The sequence below is a fragment of the Serratia sp. TSA_130.1 genome (assembly GCF_052691795.1).
The window spans coordinates 1-17,606 of the sequence record NZ_JBQZFS010000012.1; the positions used below are offsets into that span (position 1 = coordinate 1).

Here is a 17,606-nt window from a genome sequence, read left to right on the forward strand (position 1 = left end):
TTCTGAGATACGGACTCTCCATCGAACTGCGTTCGATTATTCGGCCTAAAGGCCTCACCCTGCGGGCCAGCGCTGAAGCGCTGTTCAACCCGGCGCCAGCGACATAGGGCGAATGTTCCCTTGCCTACTTGGCTCCCTCCCCCCACACAAACGTTGGCTTCAAGGATAACCGGGTTACCGTATTCTCGGCATTAAGCGTGAAAGTGGCGGCACCAGGCGAGTCGTGCCCAATTTCGTTGAGGCGGAACTCACTCTCTGGTAAAAATGCTACGCCATACATTTCCGAAGCGACGTCAATGATGACGTCGTAATGCCAACCACCTGGAAGCATGGCCGTAGCCTTGAATAGACAACTGCCTTTTCTTCATATGCTGCGCATGTTTGTAGAATGAATACATGCTTAAGCAGAATAAAAATATCGCGAAATAAAACAAATTCACTTCACCTTTCCCTTGGTGTAGATAATGCCCAGCGAAAATGACGCAAGCCACCATCACTGCCAACGAAAAAATTCACCGAGCTTATGGTCTTAGTCGAAACAACAGGCCATTTAGTCAATGAGCACAAAAAAAGCAGGGGATACCCCTGCTTGTCATTTAAAATCAATATTACTGGCATATCGGTGAGTATTTTTTCATAAACGGCGATTCGCAGATCGCATTCACGATATCACCTTTATCTTTCTCTTTTGGCTTGGCGCTTGAGTTGGTATTGCCACCACATTGCCCGCCATTTTTCCCCTGGCCATTGATGCATTGGCCAAAGTCGCTATTGCCGGCACCGCTGGCGTTGCCATTATTGCCCTGCACATTCTGATTACCGTTAAAACCGGCGTGCGCGTAAGACGCCATCATGATGCAGGCGCCGAGAAGCAAAGTTGCTGTCTTTTTCATACTTTTCCCTTTGTGTTATTTAGCAATTGAATAAAACAAGATTTAATATTCCCTTGGGGAATATTAATCATAATCCATTATCTTTTAGCATTATAAAGATAGCAGATGAGAACAACTAAAATTATTCCCCATCACGGTTAGGAATACTCTGCCTCTGGGGATAGCAGCCAATAAATAAAATCATGGCTGCGGTTTAGCATCAGCTTACCCATTACCGAACGTTTATGGCTGTGCACCGTTTTAACGCTCACCCCCATTACCCTGGCGGTTTGCGATTGGTCAAACCCTCTTCTAAGATAGTTCACTACCTGACGCTCGCGACGGGTTAGAGGCTGATATACAAATCGCGTTGTGGCTCGGCTATCACTCAGTATTTTTGCCAACAGTACGAACAATTTATCAATGCTATCCGTTCGATACAGCACGCGGGAAACTTCATCAGAAATAATCGGCCTTTCCTTTATCATGACGACAGGCGTGCACCCATTTTCATGCGCCGCGCTTCGCCAACGATGAGCAATTCGTCTTGATGAAACGAATATCACATCAGGTCGGGTTACTGCATCCTGATTTAAAAAACAAAGCACCTTATTATTGGCTTGAGCATACTGATTTAAACTGCTTTTCAGACCAGCAGAAAAATAACGATTGTCATCATCGATGATAATATTGATAACCTTCATCTTTGCCTCAAAAAATCATATGCCGATATGCCCTACAAAAATTGCAGGGCACTTTCGCTTGTCGTTATTAATGCCTAATCAATTAATTAAAGGATAATCGGCCGTCTTACTTTAGCCAATTACGCAAAAACCATATAATTAATATGAATTAATGATAAGTATGGCATTACCACTGAATGGCCCTTCCTCAACATTTCCGGTGGTGTGCAAGGTCGATTCCAGATCAATAGCGACCCCACCAGTAGGAATGTTGATTTTCTTGCCAGTGATGCCGGGAACACCATCGATAGTGACGGTCGAGAAAAGACTCCCGTCAGCTTTTAGCTCTATTTTCTCACTGGCATTATTGCTCACCACAGAAATATCCGCGTTAGCCGGATAAGTACAAGAAAGCCTCACGCTCTCTTTTTTCTTATGGCCATTAACTTCGTCAGTACTTAACTGACCGTGATCCAGTGTTACCGCCCCTGCATCGATGTTGCATTCATTATTTGGCGGCGTGGGACCAATGCAGCTTTGCCCAGGGAAAGCATTATAATATACAGATGACGAAAACTGATAAACAAGCGCATAGCACAGTTTTGAGTAGGCCTCCCATTTTTTTTTAATAATACAAAATGAGGGGCTATAATCAGGATCGCAATAATAACTAAAATTAGGGTACCCACGTGCATTAAACCCAACATCTATGGGTTTTTTAACTTTTTTAGTTATAATTTTATATAGCTCCCCCATTGTCCAGGCGGTGTTCATCTCAGGGTAAAGAGTTGCTTGCCATGTAGGAGATAAGGATGTCCCTACATAAGGGGCTAGGAATTGATTGAAATTGGTAAAGACCCCAATAGTGACTATACAAGAGCGCTGAAAACAAGGGTTCTGCGTCTGATCATTAACATCAATGCTCACAAGCCGGCCTGAGGCGCCTGCACCAGCATAATTCCCGGAGTTAATAAGCCCATTCACAATAGGCGCATTGGTGGTTTCCCACACCATACCTGCATTTGCTTTGCAGATATAAATAAAAACCAAAAGGGAAGACAAAATAGCACGTCTCGCCCATGGGAATTTATTTTTAAAAAAAACCGCTTTATAATTAACCATAAATTCTCTTTGCACTCATGGACGTATTAAAAATAATAAAAAAATGACATTAGTTCACACGAAAAAAGCGCTTGCTATCTTCGGTTAAGCACAGAAATAAAAAACATTACCCATCAACGGCATACCGATTTTACAATGAAGTAACGTATTGGCTTCTTGTTAGTTTAACGCTGCTGCCTTTGTTTCCTGCAACCGGGCTTTGCCCACCCAGTTGCAGAAACCCTTATTATTCATACTCCGCCGTTAACGTCGCGGTTCCAGTAAAATCTGCCCCCACCAGCATGGTTCCTGGCCGCGCAATAGGCACCGCGTAAAGCTTAGTAGGGTTGGCAGCGTCAATAATTAATTTGGTATCGCTGACGTAAGTGGTGTCGCCTGTACCTTGTGTAATACGCAAGCCAAGGTTACCCACGCTTGACTGCAGCGGTTTGCTGTCCCCCCAGGACACCGGTGCAAACCCCAGTTTGACTTTCAGATCGCCGTATCCCGCAGAACCGCCGTTACAAGATACGCTATACGGAATTTCCATTTTTTTGTACGCGACGCCGTCTATTTTATTGATGGCTACGTTGGCAAAATCCACGCTAATATCTTTACCCTCATTCAGCGTACACGTGGGTTGCTCAACCAACTTTCCGGTAAACTTTACATTTACCGCTTGCGCAGCCCCCATGGTTAGTAACCCCACGCAGATCATGGCGGCCAAGCCTGAGCCACGCACCATATTCATTTTTTCCATATTCATTATCTTCATTTGCATCTCCTTTATTGAACCTCTACGAGCAATGTGGCGGAACTGGAAAAGTCCCCTCCTCTCAGCGTGGCGCCGCTGCGCTTCACCGGTACTGCGTATAACTTTGGCGTAAGCGGATAAGTAAAATTCATCCAGGCATTCAACCTCAGCTGTTGACCATTCTCTTGCAGTAGCTTAATCGCCAAATCGTTATTGTTGGTGTGCAGCAAACCATCCCCAAAGTCCGGCGATAATCCTTGCAGGCTCACTTTCAACAACCCGGCGTTGCCGGACATATTGCCGCTACAGCTAACCTCGTAGGGGATAAGCCTTTTACCGTATTTTTCGCCATCAATTTTTGTGGTGATCAGTTCATTGAAGGACACAAAAATATCCTGGCCGCCGTTAATTTCACACTTGGGCTTGGCAACCACGGCACCTTTGACTGTAACCGTCGCCGTCGCTGCCCAACCAACCTGGCTCACCAACAACACTCCCGATAAGGTTAAGGCCGAGGTTACCGTCATAGTGGCCGCTAAGGAGAGAGAGAGCAGTAGGCTTGTCCCCACCTTTCGCCACATACAGCGCCATAACTTGCCCATTGCTTTCGCCTCAGTCATAGTTCATCCGAAAATCAATTGCGGCCTGATAGGCTCCTGCCACCATAGGCGCACGCGTGCGTTCCGCCATCACGTAAAAATTCAACGCGTCGCTTCCTATCGCCAACAACTGAGGCCGGCTACGGTGCCCCAGACGTACATCTTTTTTGTCACTGTCCAATAATCGCAACGCTATCCCGCCAGCGCCTCGTACCTTCACCAAGCGCGGATTGTCCGCATCCGCAGGGGCGTTGAAACTCACGCTCACTGCTGGCTGATAAGCATCCCAAACTTTATTGCCCCTGCGTTCGTCCTGCATGGCTGCCCCAGTACGCAAGCAATCTCGTAGGCGAAGCTGGAAGGCGACCGGTTCTGTACGCTCCCCCACTTTGGCCAGGTTGCCGGTCGCCGTTTCCCCCAACCAAACGTCCTGGCGCGCCGACACCATATCCAGCCGGCAAGCCCCCTCGGTCAATGCACCATGAACAAACAACACACCGTGATTTCCGTCTTCTGCTTTCGCAGAATTGGCCGCCAGCAAGACCAACAACAGCATGGAGACCATGCCTGCTTGACACGCCAAAGATCTGCCCTTCAGATTGCTGTAACCGTTGTCCATTTTTTGCATGACTTCTTCCCCGCTCGCTTCAACCGGTAAAACGTACCGCCGGTTTCTGTTATCCTTTTGCGTCAGGCACGACCTGGCAATCACTGGCGCCGCATTTGAATGTCAGCTCTGGGCGGCCACCGTAATCATTGATGTAGGTCAGCACCGGTGCATTGCCTAACCCAGAGGCACCCAGCGCAATGCTTCCCTTAGGCGGCACCATTAACGGTTCAAAACCCTGTGCCGTTTTTCCCTTCTTGCTGTTGCTGGCATCAACCAGCGTGATGTAATAAGGCGTTGGATTATTCACCTGGAAGCCCATCCCCTGACGAGTCAGCGTTAACTGCTCCTGCCACGGAGTAAAAGCACTGCCTTTGCCTGGCGTAATCGCCGCCGGGCGATAGAACAGCTTGATGCGCGTCTGCAACGCTATTTGTAATGTGTTGGCTTTCTCGCTTTTAGGCGGTATTTCTCGCAGGTTGAAATAGAACAGCGTCTCCCTATCCTGCGCCAACAAATTCACTGCCGGCGTCGACTGCACTTTTATTTGGCTCTGTGTTCCAGGTTCCAGCCGCTGTACCGGCGGCAATACCACTAGCGGGCTGTTAATCTTCTTGCCTTCGGCATCTTCCAGCCATCCCTGCGCCAGATACGGCAGTTGAGTATTTTTATTGCTGATATTCAGACTTACCGATTTCTCGGCGCCGTTAAAAATTACACGAGTACGATCCAGCGCAATAGCGGCTTGGGCCTGGCTGCTCAATACCATTGCCGACAACATACCGGCGACTGAGAATATTTTTACCATGTTCTTTTGCATAAAATTGTTCCGTCTTATAAAGCTTGTTCTTACTAAAATAGTCACGGGCTCGGCGGCTTATTCCGCTCTCGCCTCAGTATTCACTCGGCATGGCAACAGTAAGTTGCTCAACATAATATCCGTACGAATTGTCGGCAATGTGATCCGGCATTGGGCCTTACCGTCCCAATTCACCGTCATCTCTGTATTGGGCTTAATTCCGCTCAGATACACACTCCCGCCATCATTCACCAAGCCGGTCTGTTGCTGCCGACTGTTGTATACCACCGCACCAAACGGCGGGGCGCTGCCATCGGCCAGGCTAATCACCGCCATCGCCTTTTGCCCGGAAATCACATTAAAGCGCCGATAGCCAATCGCTCCCTCGGTTAATGTCGCCTGTACCACCGACTGCGTAGCGTCAACGTTATCCGGCAATGTGTTGAGATCGATACTCGCCTTGCTGCGGTAATAACTGTTGATATCCGCCACCACCGCTTTACCGAACATATTGGTGCGCGCCGTCGCACCAAATCCACGCACCGGCACATCGCCCACGCCTTCGGTATCTAAAAGCAACCGCGTCCCGCCCAAAGTGCTGTTGCGGTGTAGCGCCGCGCCCTTGGCGGTGGCCGTCATCCCACCTTGCAATGAGAACCCCATGGATGAGTAACTTCCCCCTTGGTAACTGGCATTGGCGCCGATGCGCGCGTTATCACCCTCATGGGTATAAAAGCCACTTGCTGAACCGCCCCGGCGTGAAAGCCCGGTGCTCAACTGATAGTTATTGTGTTCGTCCAGCCTTTCGTAATAACCAAGCCGCTGCGTATTTTCATTACGGTTCCACGAACTGCTGTAACTGAAGTTAGAATTAACCCCCCACGGTAAGGTAAAGGATAAATACATGCCATCATCCTTGGCCCCCTGAAATTTATTCCGAAAAGCCGTGAGCGACGCACTGATATTTTTCATGGCTCCCAAATCGAAATACCGCGAAAGAGCCAAACTATAACGTTCGCTAACAGGCTGGTCCCAATAAGTCTGATGACTGTAGTTGAGATAGGTACTTAATCCTAAATCGCGAAACTGCTTATTCAGCGTGACGGTATACATTTCTCGGCTTTTCCCGAGGCGACTTTCATCATAACGAGCGTCGAGGTATTCACTCATCGTCATAAAGTTCTGTTCAGAGAAACGATAACCAGCGAAGGTGATTTGGCTATCATATTCATCAAAACTCTTCGAATAACTTACCCGATAGGAGCCACCGGTTTTGGTGCCGCCCTGTTGGGGTAATTCCGCTCGTGATTGCGTGGAGTCAAAAGACAGCGCGCCAAATGCCAATAGATCGCGGCCTAGCCCCATAGATAACGCTTTATAATCGCCCCCACCCAAAGTGCCGCCATATAATGACCACCCGTTGCTCACCCCCCAGGAAAACTCTCCAGTAGCGAACAGAGGACCACGCACATGATGATTCCAATCAGAAGGTTTACCACCCGCGAATTTGAAACGCACCGTACCAGGGCGTGTCAGATAAGGAATATTTGCGGTATCTACTTTAAACTCCTGCACGCTGCCATCTTGCTCTTCTACCCGAACATCCAGCTGCCCGTTGATGGAATCATTAATATCCTGAATGCGGAATGGACCCGCCGCAACCCGGGTTTCATACAACACACGGCCCATCTGACTAATAACGACCTTGGCATTGCTTTTGGCTATCCCCGTCACTTCTGGCGCATAACCGCGAAGATTGGGCGGCAACATATTGTCATCCGAAGTCACGCTAAAACCGGTATAGCGGAAACTGTCGAAAATATCCGTCGCCAGATAATCCTCACCCATAGTCAAGCGAGCACCCCACTTAGGCAGCGCGCGGAAAGCGTAATATCGACTCCAGTCAAAATCTTGCTGCGTTGGTAAGCCTGTGCCGGTTTGATGATTGATATTCATCTGCCAGTCAGCACGTAAACGCCAAGCCCCCAGATTGGCCCCCGCTGTTCCGTTCCCGCTTAGATTATAGGATTGTTGGCTATTCTGCTGGGTGCGCTGCACCTGTGAATTTAGATTATAATCCAGCAACAACCCTGGAATACCTTCATCCCATCGAGATGGAGGATCCCAATCCGGCGATGAATATTCCAGGTAGGCCTGCGGAATATTCAAATACAAGGTAGATGACGCCAGATCGCCTTTGGCTTCCAGACCATTAAGGCTGCCGAGATCCAAACACTGCCCGTCATGCCACCAACGTAATTTCGCTAAGGCATCTGACTTAAGCCCGAGTTTTTCAACCAGTGTTGGCGAAATACAGGCCACGCTTCCCTTGCCCTCATCTTCCGGCGCATAGAATGCGACAGGTTCTTCAGGCAACACCAGTGTGTTCAGATTAACCGACATGATATATTTCCCAGGCATAATAAAACCGCCGTGCGAAAATTGGCTCAGATCGATATTTTTCCTGTCATTTAAATCTAACACGTCGATGTTAAACTGTACCCCGTCACTTGCCTGCAACTGAGCAGGCAAACTATATATCGCCAAAGAAATGCACATTCCCAGCAGGCTTAACAGAGGCGTTTTCGATTTGTTCGCGTTCGATTTCATGGCTCCGCCAACCTTTAACTTATTTATAATCAGTAGTAATTCAATTTAAATCGAATAGCGGTTCTATAATCCCCGGCACGTAACACTTGGCGATTAGCTACCAGTTGCATGGAATAATTTAAGTAGCTCTCATTGATGATGGTACCGCCTATTGGCATAGCTAAACCTGGGTAAATCACATTACCGAGGCTATCTGAAATACGTAATGCAATTCCTTTTGCCTCCCCCGTCACCCCAAAGAATTCACTATCGACTCGACCATCAAACGTCATTTGAAAATGCTGGCGGCCTGGTTGCACTTTGTCCATGTCTGCCAAACTGCAATTTAAAAGCCGCAGACTGAATGGCTTAGTCAAGCCATGGCCGTCCCGGGCAATTTGTTCTATCGGTAATGTTTGCATATCAATCGTTTGATCACGGCTTGCCGATTCAATGGCACAGGCGGCATTAACAATAGCGCCTTCCATATTGACTCTTCCCCAGCCAATAACCGCCGCCGCTGCCGGCATCGTCTGAGCTATAAAAAGCATGGCCAATAGGGAAGGCGCCACTCTATTTTTTTCAACGGGAGCCATATGCGTTGTCCATTATAATTAAGATTCCATACTGGGAAAAAGCATGCGGGATATCCCGCATGCCGGCATTAATGGAGTAAAACGATTACTGGTAGCTCAGCGCGAAGTTAACCACGCTGGTGAATGCACCAGGAATGATGGTATCCAGAGTGCCGCCGTTCCCTTTCAGGAAGGCTTTGAATGCCAGTTCGGCACCAGTATCACCAATTTCGATCTTCTGCCCGGTGGTCGCTGTGCCCAGCTCTACAACGGCGTTAGAATTAAGGGTATCGGTAATAACAATGCTCGCACCTTTGGCGGTGCTGCCGCTGCCCAGGGCAATCATCTTCTTATCGGTACCGGCGGAACCACCGGCCTCACCGGTAAAGGTCGTCTTGACGGTTTGTGCCGTAGCATTAGTGCAGTCTTCCAACTTAATGCTGAACGGTTCTTTGACTTCAGACTCGCGGCCGTCTTTCAGGCTCAGGTTGGAAATCTGACCCAGTGGAACGGTTTGATCGATGTTGCCCGGTGCAATAGAGCATGGCGCATCAATGATTTCACCCGTGAAAGTGACAGTACCGCTACCCTGATTTGCCGCCTGCGCCATCATGGAAGAAGCACCAAAGGCCAATACCGCTGCAATCATAATTTTATTCAGTTTCATAGAAGTCCCTTACATTCCTTAGTAAGAAGTGGAGTAAATTAAATTCTTAAGTCACGCATGCAATGCAGCAGCTTTATTCCTGAGCGTTGTATCCGTGGCTAATACGCTGCGTTTCCGCGTTCCGTATCAGTGGGAACAAATTTACACTCCCCGAGCTTTGTTTGAAACGTTATGTCGAAAAAAGACAAAAACACAGGATTATTATCGATAAAATAATAATTAAATAGATTTTAAAACCAAAAAATAGAAGTTAATTATCACTATTTATATAAAAAAACTTGTAAGCAGATAAACATTTCATGTCAATTATACGGATAGAGAGAAAAATCCTATTTACACACAGAGTGAAGGATTGAAAAAAGCCGCATCAGGTCTCAGAATAATCCCTCGACAGGAAAGTTGATGGGTAAATGAAATGATTTTTATCATAAATGAAGACATCCTCTTTAATGAGGATGAGGGCACGCTGTCGCATGTCGATAATGCCAGTAATAAAATAGCGTTACTTAAACCGACCAGCAGATTGCTTTCGTTGTTTATTCGCAATAATGATAAGCTGCTGCTGCGAGAGAGGTTGCTTAATGACGTCTGGGTTGAACATGGGCTCAAAGCCTCCAATAACAACCTGAATAATTACGTTTCCGGCCTGCGTAAGTCATTGGCGCAGTTCGGCGTGGAAGATATTATTGTTACCTATCCCCGTCAGGGGTTTAAATTTAATGCTTTAAGCATTCAACGGATGGATATAAATACCGATGAGATTAATAATAGTAATTATAGCAAAACCGAAATAGCGTCAACGCCGCCACCGGTTGCACGAACGCCGAACTTTCGTCGCTCTGTTCAGCGCTTAATTATGATTATGGCCGCTTGTTTAGTGCCGTTTGCCGCGATTGTGCTTTACCAAAACAGCACGCGCATCAGCGTTTATCCGTTGGGCAATGAGCAAAATTGCCAAATTTACACCATGCGGTTAGGCAGCGGTGAGTTGGCAAACATTAAGCGAGAGATACGGCAAGCCGGCTTCAACTGCCAATACCGGGCGGATATCTATTACTATGACAACATTCGCAATGAGGGCGCAGAAAAGGACGAACAGTGGTTGACCTATTGCCCGCGGGCGAGCAATAGCCCCTGCATTAACAATTACATCAATAATAAACAACCATAACATTGCGCCATTTATCCCCAGGGCCAACGAAAAACAATCCCCCGGCGTTGCCGGGGACATTCTCCGCTCAGGAAGCCGTGGTGCACACGAACAGCGGCGCATGGTTACCACTGAACAGATAGTGACGCTCATCAACTTTTTCAATTCGCCAATGGATCAATGGCGCCGACATAGGCAAACGGCGGTTAAGCGCTTCATTATCCAAATTGTCTTGCGACTTTCTGACCGCTTCCTTACGGCGCAGCGTGTAATTACTCCCCTGCCGCTGATAGTCCATGATCATTGCCCGCTCGATGGTATAACGCGTATCGCCGTCAAAAAAGCTGCCGCTCAGCAACAGGGTCACGCTCCGCGCGCCCTCAGGCACGACGCTGACCAGCAACACGCGCTGCATCAATTGGTCAGGCAACTGATCGGTTGAACGCAGTACCGCACGGCACTCCGGGATTTGCGGTTTGAAAAACAAGAAATAGGCGGAAACGCCGCAGCCTGCGATCGCCATCGCGCCTAACAGCGCGTAACGGTAGCGCCAGAGGCGCTTACTTAACCCGGCTTTCATAATAGTTCTCGCATTGCACTTTGCCCGCGGCCATTTCCGCCTGTGGGCAATAGAAGTAATAAGAAGCCCGGGCTCGCCCAACGGCCCCCGACAACACCGATCCGCTATCGTAGTACAGCAGCGTCGCCGGTTCCGTACACCGAACCGACTTATCTTGCGCCAACATATTTTTCAAATGCGCCAGATCGGCCTCACCGGGTCCCACCTTATGGTAAGAAGCCACAAACTTCACCTCACAGCTGCCGATGTTGCCTACGCTTACCGTGCTGATCGGCGCATAGCCGGCGTCCTGCCAGGCCCACAGGCCGCTCCCCGCCGCCAGCAACAACAACGCGGCTAGTCCGAGGCGCTTAAATCGCAACGTTAGCAGCGGCCTGGTCGGCAAGGCGTTGTCTGCAGCCACCGGGAGCGGCATCTCCGGCAAACTCTCCGCCAGGCTGTCCGTCGTTTTCAATGAAGCGGCGGTGAACATGAATCCCTGGCGCGGCAACGTAACGATAATGTCGTCCTCGCCCAGGGCGGCAAACATCTTGCGCAGAATGGAAATGGTGTTATTGAGATTATTGCCGGAGGCCACCTGACCGTGCGCTTCCCACACCTGCGTCAGCAGGGTATCGCGGGAGAGCACCAGGTTATTGTTTCTGACCAAGGCGGACAGCAGGCGGTTCAGGGTAGCGGTGAGCGGTTGAGGCGGCAGCTCAGCGTTGAGATCCACCAACTCTGATCTATCCTCATGATATTTAATCTTATTATTAATTACGTATCTCATTGTTCCCCGCTCAAAAAACTAATTAATAATAATTAGCCCTTGTTAAACATGAGAATAGTAGCACACGGCATGATTTAAGAAAATTCCTAGAAAAACGCATAAAAAGCTAAATAAACATAAATATAGGAAATAACATTGTGCTGTATCACAGCGTGCCAAACATTTAACTGATGATTGCCGCTTTTTATCATGTCGACATTAACCTGCCGCCCGGCAAATACCGGGCGGCACGAGAAAGATCCATTTTCACCAGGCTGAACCACAGCAAGGCTTACTCTTTTAAACGCCGCAGTTGCCGATCCTGCCAGCCACCGAACAGCCACTGGCCGGCTATCGCGCCGAGCAAGGCGCAGAACATGTCGGACTGGGTGTCCCACGGGTCGCCCTGGGTGCCGAGAAACTCATCGGCGCCCTGGCCCAGCGCCAGCGCCGCCCACCACTCGATCAGTTCGTACACCGCGCTGATCGCCAGCGCGATACAGCACACCACGAAGCCCAGCATCTTGCGGCCCTGCACATAGCCGCCGCGCAGCAGGATCTCGCGCGCCACCAGCGCCGGCACCAATCCCTGGAAGAAATGCCCCAGTTTGTCGTACGGGTTGCGGCCAAGATCCAGCCACTGCTGCACCTCAAACCCCAGCGGCACGCGGGCATAGCTGTACATGCCGCCGAAAATCAGGATCAGCGCGTGGAAGAAAATCAGCGTATAGAGCAGCGGCGTCAGCGGATAACGGCGATGGGTCAGCCACAGCAGCGGCAAAACAATCAATACCGGCGCCACTTCCATCAGCCAGGTGGCGCGATCGTAAGGGCTGATGCCGCTGTGGATCAGCGCGGCCAGCAGCAGCAGGGTGATAACGGACAACAACAGCGGTGTGCGTGAGGCAGGCATAACCAACGTTCCTTCGGATCAATAAGGCAATCCACACTTTATACCGCAGATCGCACGGCGAAAAAAAACAGGCGGAGCGTCGCCGCTTCGCCTGTTCGAGGGGGGTTATTCTGCGCGGGATTACTTCAGCGCTACGCGGATCACGTCGTCCGGCGCGGTCGCCTCTTTTTCGCGGCTGGAAGCCTGCTTGACGCTGACGTACAGCGTCTGGCCATCCGGCGACAGCGCCAGGCTGTTCGGATGGGTCGGCGTCTTGATGGTGTTCAGCACCTTGTAGCTCTTGGCGTCAATCACGCTCACTTCGCCCGCCTGGCGGTGGGTGACGTAGACTTCATTGCGCGCCGGGTTGAACAGCACCGCCAGCGATTCCGGCACGTCGATCTTGCTCAGGATGTTGCCGCTGCGGGTATCCACTACCAGCACCTGCGGCTGCTTGGAATCGGTGATGAAGGCGCGATGGGTGGCGGTATCCAGGCTGATGTTCAGGAAGAAGTGCTCTTTAGTCTCATCCAGCTTCTTGCGTGACAGCACCTTGTTGCTCTGGGTATCGATAGTCACCAGCTCGCCGTCGGCGTTGGTGACGTACAGGCGCTTGGCGGCGGCGTCCAGCGCCAGGCCGGTGGCGTACTTGCCGGTGTCGGTTACGGTGGCGCGCAGGGTCAGATCCTTGCCGTCCACCACCCACACCACGCTGGATTCACCCAGCCCGGTGATGTACAGGGTATCGCTGTCGGCATCCGCCACCAGTTCGCGCGGCGCCAGCGGTTTGACGGTCTCGGAGCGCTTGCGCGCGTCCAGCACCAAGCGGCCTTTCACGTCGCCGGTCTTGGCGTCGATGGCGGTCACCGAGTTATTGACCGTGTTGCCGAAGAACAGCGTGCCGGTTTTAGCATTAACGGCGGCGCCGAACGGCTTGATGTCGTTATGGATAATTTGGGTCACGTCCAGCGTGGTCGGATCCAGGCGGTAGACGATGCCGCCCTTATCCAGCTTGCGGCTCTGCGACGTAGCCAGGTAAAGCGCGTTCTCGCTCGGGCTGTAGGCCATTTCATAAGCGCCCTTGCCGACCGGTTTGCGCAGCACGTCCGGCGCGGTCTGTGCCTGCAAGGTGTTGGAGAACAGCAGCGTGGACAGCAGCATCAGCGGAAATGCCGCCCGTTTTCCCTTGGTGATCAAAGCATTCATCGAAATTTCCTTATAGAGCTAACGGGGCGACCGCGCGGCCGCCCTCTTTTCATTATTAAAATCAGGCTTTCTCTTCGGAAAGCAGCGCCCACCAGCTGTCGATGGTCGGGTTGCGCGCCAGCGCGATAAAGTCGATATCGCCGCGGATCTTGCGCCAGCGGGTCGCCAGCTCCATGATGCGCACCGAATCCAGACCGTAATCGATCAGGTTTTCATCGTTGCCCATGTCTTCGCTGTCTTCGTCCAGCAGCGGCAGGATTTGCTGACGCAACGCGTCGATGCTGGCGATGCCGGCCGCCGGCAGCAGAGACGCGGTGGTCACCACCCGGCCGCAGCGGCCGGCGGTGTAGCGCAGCGCCATCAGGTGTTCGTCACGCGAGAAGTCCGCCAGGCCGTCGGCCACCATGAAAGGCTGGATGTTGCGCATGAAGGCGTCGATGGCGGTGGTCAGGCAGCCAATGTGCGCATACACGCCGCAGATGATCAGCTGATCGCGGCCGGACTCCTGCAGGATCTCCTGCAGCGGCGAGCGGTGGAAAGCGCTGTAGCGCCATTTCACCAGCACCGTGTCGTCTTCGTCCGGCGCCAGCGCGGCGGTCACCGCCTGCTGCTCGGGGTGTTTGTTCAGGCCCGGCCCCCACATGTCGTTCAACAGCGCGCGATCTTCATCGCTCTGCTGATTCGGCTGAGCGGTATAGAACACCGGAATGCCCTGCTGTTTGCAGTAGCGACGCAGGTTGGCGATGTTCTCCACCACCTGTTTAATCAGCGCGCTGTCTTCGCCCCAGAAATTGAGGAAATACTGCTGCATGTCGTGGATCAGCAGCGCGGCGCGCTGCGGTTCTACCTGCCAGGTGACTTTATTTTGCGGCAGTTCGTCCGCCGTCGGCAGCGCGTAATCATTAAGTTTTGGAATGGCCATCAATTAATCTCCCTGAGCCTGAGTCTGTAGTTGCGCGTCGAGCTGCTCGCGCAGCCGTTTTTTGTCCACTTTGCCGACCGGGGTCAGCGGCAGGCTGTCCACCTGAATAAAGCGATCCGGCAGTTTGAAGTCCGCCACGCCCTGTTCGCGCAGGTGGCGACGCAGCACCACCGGCTTCAGCGGCGCGTTGGCGATGATATAGGCGCAGCTCTTCTCCCCCATCAGCGCGTCCGGCATCGACACCAGCGCGGCGTTGATCACGTCCGAATGACGCAGCAGCAGGTTCTCGATCTCCTCGGCGGCGATCTTCTCTCCGCCTCGGTTGATCTGGTCTTTCTGCCGCCCCTGCACGGTGATGTAACCGTCTTCGCTAATGCTGATCAGATCGCCGGAGCAGTAGAAACCGTCGGCGTCGAAGGCGTCGGCGTTGTGCGCCGGGCTCTGGTAGTAACCGCGAAAGGTGTAAGGCCCGCGCGTCATCAACCGCCCGATCTCACCCGCCGGCAACGGATTGCCGTCGTCATCCGCCACCCACACTTCGTCGTCCGGCGACATCGGCCGCCCTTGCGTCGTCAGGATGTGGCGTTCGTCGTCGTCCAGCCGGGTGTAGTTCACCAGCCCTTCCGCCATGCCGAACACCTGCTGCAGTTGGCAGCCGATTTCGTTCTGAATGCGCGCCGCCAGCGTTTCGCCCAGCTTGGCGCCACCCACCTGCAGCAGTTTCAGGCTGGCGAGCTGGGCATTACCGCCCCACTCTTCGATCGCCTGCAGCCACAGCGTGACCGCCGGCGGCACCAGCGCCGTCACGTTGATTTGATGCTGTTCGATCAGGCGGAAGCACTGCCCGGCATCAGGATCGGCGGCGAACACTACCCGCCCGGCGCCATAAAATACGCCCAGCACGCCCGGCGAGCTCATCGGGTAGTTGTGCGCCACCGGCAGCGCGCACAGATAACGGGTCTGCGCGTCGAAACGGCAGATCTCCACGCTGCGGCGAATGCTGTAGTAGTAGTCGTTGTGGGTACGCGGGATCAGCTTCGGCGTACCGGTGCTGCCGCCGGAAAGCTGGAAGAACGCCACCTGATCGGCCGCGGAAGGCTGCGCGACGAAACCGTCGCTGGCTTCGTCCAGCCAGGCGGCCAGTGCCAGCTCGCCCTCGGGCTGGCTGCGCAGCGCCACAACCCGCAGCGAAGGATGCGCATCGCGAAAGGCGTTCAGGAATTGATCGTCGGCAAACAGCGCGTGCCGGCGATCGGCGATCAGCAGCGCCGGTTTGATCTGCTCGGCATAGGCGTTCAGCTCGCTGCGCTGATGGCTGAACAGCGCGTTGACCGGCGCCACGCCAATTTTCAGCAGCGCGAAGAACACGATATAAAATTCCGCCACGTTGCCCAACTGCACCAGCGCGGTGTCGCCGGATTTCACGCCGCGGCGCAGCAAAGCGGCCGCCAGGCGATCGGAGCGCTGCTGCAACTCGCGGTAGGTCAGGCTGCCCTGGGCGTCGATAATCGCCGGAGCGTCATTGTTGGCCTGGCGGTCGAGGATCTCGGTCAGCGGCTTGTCAATCCAGTAGCCGCGCTCGCGATAGCGGCTGGCGAACTCCGCCGGCCAGGGGGTAAAGGCAATGCTCATCTTGTCGTTATCCTTGATTCATACCAAAGGCACGCAGAATGGTGCTGAGTTTGGTACCTGTTTCATGCCATTCAGATTCGGGTGAAGAGTCTTCCACAATGCCGGCGCCGGCGAACAGCCGCACCCGGTTGCCGTCAACGGTGCCGCAGCGGATAGTCACAACCCACTCGCCGTTGCCTTCGTCGTCGCACCAGCCGACGATGCCGCCGAACAGGCCGCGATCGAACGGCTCCAGCTTGCCGATCAGGGCGTGCGCCTCGGCCGTCGGCATGCCGCACAGCGCCGGCGTCGGGTGCAACAGGCAGGCCAGCGACAGGGCGTTTTCGTCCGGAGACGCCGCCTCGCCGTCGATCGGCGTGGAGAGATGCCACAGCGTGGTGGTGGTCAGCAGTTCAGGGGTGTGCGGCACGTTCAGGTAGCGGCAGCGGCCAGCCAGCACGTCGCGCATGCTTTCGGTGACGATGCGGTGCTCGTGGCGATCTTTCGCCGAGGCCATCAGCCGCTCCCCCACTTCGCGATCGCGCTGCGGATCGGCCTCGCGCCGGGCGGAACCGGCCAGCGGGTTGGAATAGAAACGGCCACCGTCCTGACGCAGCAGCAGCTCTGGGCTGGCACCCAACAGCGCGCCCTGCTCCAGCGGTACATGGAAGTGGAAACCGTGTGGGTTCTGGGCGATCACGCGCGCCATCAGCGCATGGCGATCCACCGGCTGACGCGTTTCGATCTCCAGCAGGCGCGACAAAACCACTTTATCCAGCTCACCGGCCTTCATCGCGGCAACGGCGTCGCTGACCATGTTCATGAACGTCTGCTGCGGCGGCAGCTCCGTCACCCCGGCCAGTTCAGGGCCGTTCGCCGAAGGCCGAACGCCGGCCATAAAGGCGGCGCGGTCGAACCAGCGGCTCTGCTGGGGAACAAACAGCGCCGAAGGCTGCCGGGTATCGAACGGAATGGCGCCACACAGCAGCGGCTTTTTGATGCCGGCCTGACGGGCCTCGGCAAACGCCTGCCGCACGCGGCGCTGGAACTCGCCGTTCAGATCTGCGCCGTCCGCGGCCGGCAGGCGAATGCGGCTGAAACAACCGGTGGTGGTCAAGCTGCGGTAAGGGGAGGTAAAGAAGAAGCCCGACGCCGGAGAAAAATCAGCGGCGAACCGGTGTTCTTCGCGCTCCTGCATTTCCTTTCGATTGATGTCGTTCACGGCAGTAACCATCGCTTCGCCCTCAAGAA

Annotated in this window: 18 protein-coding genes; 1 reads left to right on the forward strand and 17 read right to left on the reverse strand. The window is 53.1% G+C overall.

Annotated features, from left to right (window positions below):
* Positions 1-608: 608 nt before the first annotated feature.
* The 10 genes from ACUTQY_RS24325 to ACUTQY_RS24370 all read right to left on the reverse strand — a co-directional run bounded on the left by ACUTQY_RS24325 (position 609) and on the right by ACUTQY_RS24370 (position 9,246).
* Entirely contained in the window at positions 609-893 is a 285-nt protein-coding gene (locus tag ACUTQY_RS24325) for a hypothetical protein (protein ID WP_046688092.1), read from the reverse strand.
* Between the two features lie 137 nt (positions 894-1,030).
* Positions 1,031-1,576, reverse strand: a complete 546-nt coding sequence (locus ACUTQY_RS24330; RefSeq protein WP_071845104.1) for a helix-turn-helix transcriptional regulator — start codon at positions 1,574-1,576, stop codon at positions 1,031-1,033.
* 138 nt (positions 1,577-1,714) lie between these two features.
* Positions 1,715-2,677 carry an MrpH family fimbial adhesin gene (locus ACUTQY_RS24335; RefSeq protein WP_342188442.1) on the reverse strand — a complete coding sequence of 321 codons (963 nt, stop codon included), beginning with the start codon at positions 2,675-2,677 and terminating at the stop codon, positions 1,715-1,717.
* 226 nt (positions 2,678-2,903) lie between these two features.
* A complete protein-coding gene (locus ACUTQY_RS24340) occupies positions 2,904-3,431 on the reverse strand; it encodes a fimbrial protein (RefSeq protein ID WP_033641600.1) in 528 nt (175 codons plus the stop codon).
* Between the two features lie 11 nt (positions 3,432-3,442).
* On the reverse strand, positions 3,443-4,012 hold the full coding sequence (locus ACUTQY_RS24345) for a fimbrial protein (RefSeq protein WP_240480474.1): 570 nt from the start codon (positions 4,010-4,012) through the stop codon (positions 3,443-3,445).
* Positions 4,013-4,022: 10 nt separating this feature from the next.
* A complete protein-coding gene (locus ACUTQY_RS24350; RefSeq protein WP_033641599.1) occupies positions 4,023-4,637 on the reverse strand; it encodes a fimbrial protein in 615 nt (204 codons plus the stop codon).
* Positions 4,638-4,686: 49 nt separating this feature from the next.
* Complete coding sequence (locus tag ACUTQY_RS24355) at positions 4,687-5,436, reverse strand: fimbria/pilus periplasmic chaperone (RefSeq protein ID WP_046688090.1); 750 nt, start codon at positions 5,434-5,436, stop codon at positions 4,687-4,689.
* 57 nt (positions 5,437-5,493) lie between these two features.
* Positions 5,494-8,025 (reverse strand): outer membrane usher protein, encoded by a 2,532-nt coding sequence (locus tag ACUTQY_RS24360; protein WP_046688089.1) that lies wholly within the window; start codon positions 8,023-8,025, stop codon positions 5,494-5,496.
* Positions 8,026-8,054: 29 nt separating this feature from the next.
* A complete protein-coding gene (locus ACUTQY_RS24365) occupies positions 8,055-8,600 on the reverse strand; it encodes a fimbrial protein (protein WP_033641596.1) in 546 nt (181 codons plus the stop codon).
* A gap of 85 nt (positions 8,601-8,685) precedes the next feature.
* Entirely contained in the window at positions 8,686-9,246 is a 561-nt protein-coding gene (locus ACUTQY_RS24370) for a fimbrial protein (protein ID WP_033641595.1), read from the reverse strand.
* Between the two features lie 415 nt (positions 9,247-9,661).
* Between ACUTQY_RS24370 and ACUTQY_RS24375 the strand changes: the two genes are divergently transcribed.
* Positions 9,662-10,417 (forward strand): winged helix-turn-helix domain-containing protein, encoded by a 756-nt coding sequence (locus ACUTQY_RS24375; RefSeq protein ID WP_046688088.1) that lies wholly within the window; start codon positions 9,662-9,664, stop codon positions 10,415-10,417.
* A gap of 67 nt (positions 10,418-10,484) precedes the next feature.
* Here the strand turns inward: ACUTQY_RS24375 and ACUTQY_RS24380 are convergent, their stop codons facing one another.
* From ACUTQY_RS24380 to ACUTQY_RS24410, 7 genes are all read right to left on the reverse strand, one after another.
* The gene (locus ACUTQY_RS24380; protein ID WP_046688087.1) at positions 10,485-10,976 is read right to left on the reverse strand and encodes a hypothetical protein; all 492 of its coding nucleotides are present in this window, start codon (positions 10,974-10,976) and stop codon (positions 10,485-10,487) included.
* Complete coding sequence (locus ACUTQY_RS24385; RefSeq protein WP_226772930.1) at positions 10,957-11,691, reverse strand: winged helix-turn-helix domain-containing protein; 735 nt, start codon at positions 11,689-11,691, stop codon at positions 10,957-10,959. Before ACUTQY_RS24385 ends, ACUTQY_RS24380 begins: the two co-directional genes overlap by 20 nt.
* 325 nt (positions 11,692-12,016) lie before the next feature.
* Positions 12,017-12,637, reverse strand: coding sequence for a DUF2238 domain-containing protein (locus ACUTQY_RS24390; protein WP_046688085.1), 621 nt, complete (start codon positions 12,635-12,637; stop codon positions 12,017-12,019).
* A 120-nt stretch (positions 12,638-12,757) separates the two neighbouring features.
* The gene (yncE, locus tag ACUTQY_RS24395; RefSeq protein WP_373866595.1) at positions 12,758-13,777 is read right to left on the reverse strand and encodes a 7-bladed beta-propeller protein YncE; all 1,020 of its coding nucleotides are present in this window, start codon (positions 13,775-13,777) and stop codon (positions 12,758-12,760) included.
* A gap of 106 nt (positions 13,778-13,883) precedes the next feature.
* The gene (locus tag ACUTQY_RS24400; protein ID WP_004930014.1) at positions 13,884-14,744 is read right to left on the reverse strand and encodes an isochorismatase; all 861 of its coding nucleotides are present in this window, start codon (positions 14,742-14,744) and stop codon (positions 13,884-13,886) included.
* Positions 14,745-14,747: 3 nt separating this feature from the next.
* On the reverse strand, positions 14,748-16,376 hold the full coding sequence (locus tag ACUTQY_RS24405; protein ID WP_128868665.1) for a (2,3-dihydroxybenzoyl)adenylate synthase: 1,629 nt from the start codon (positions 16,374-16,376) through the stop codon (positions 14,748-14,750).
* 7 nt (positions 16,377-16,383) lie between these two features.
* Positions 16,384-17,589, reverse strand: coding sequence for an isochorismate synthase (locus ACUTQY_RS24410; RefSeq protein ID WP_046688082.1), 1,206 nt, complete (start codon positions 17,587-17,589; stop codon positions 16,384-16,386).
* Positions 17,590-17,606 lie beyond the last annotated feature (17 nt).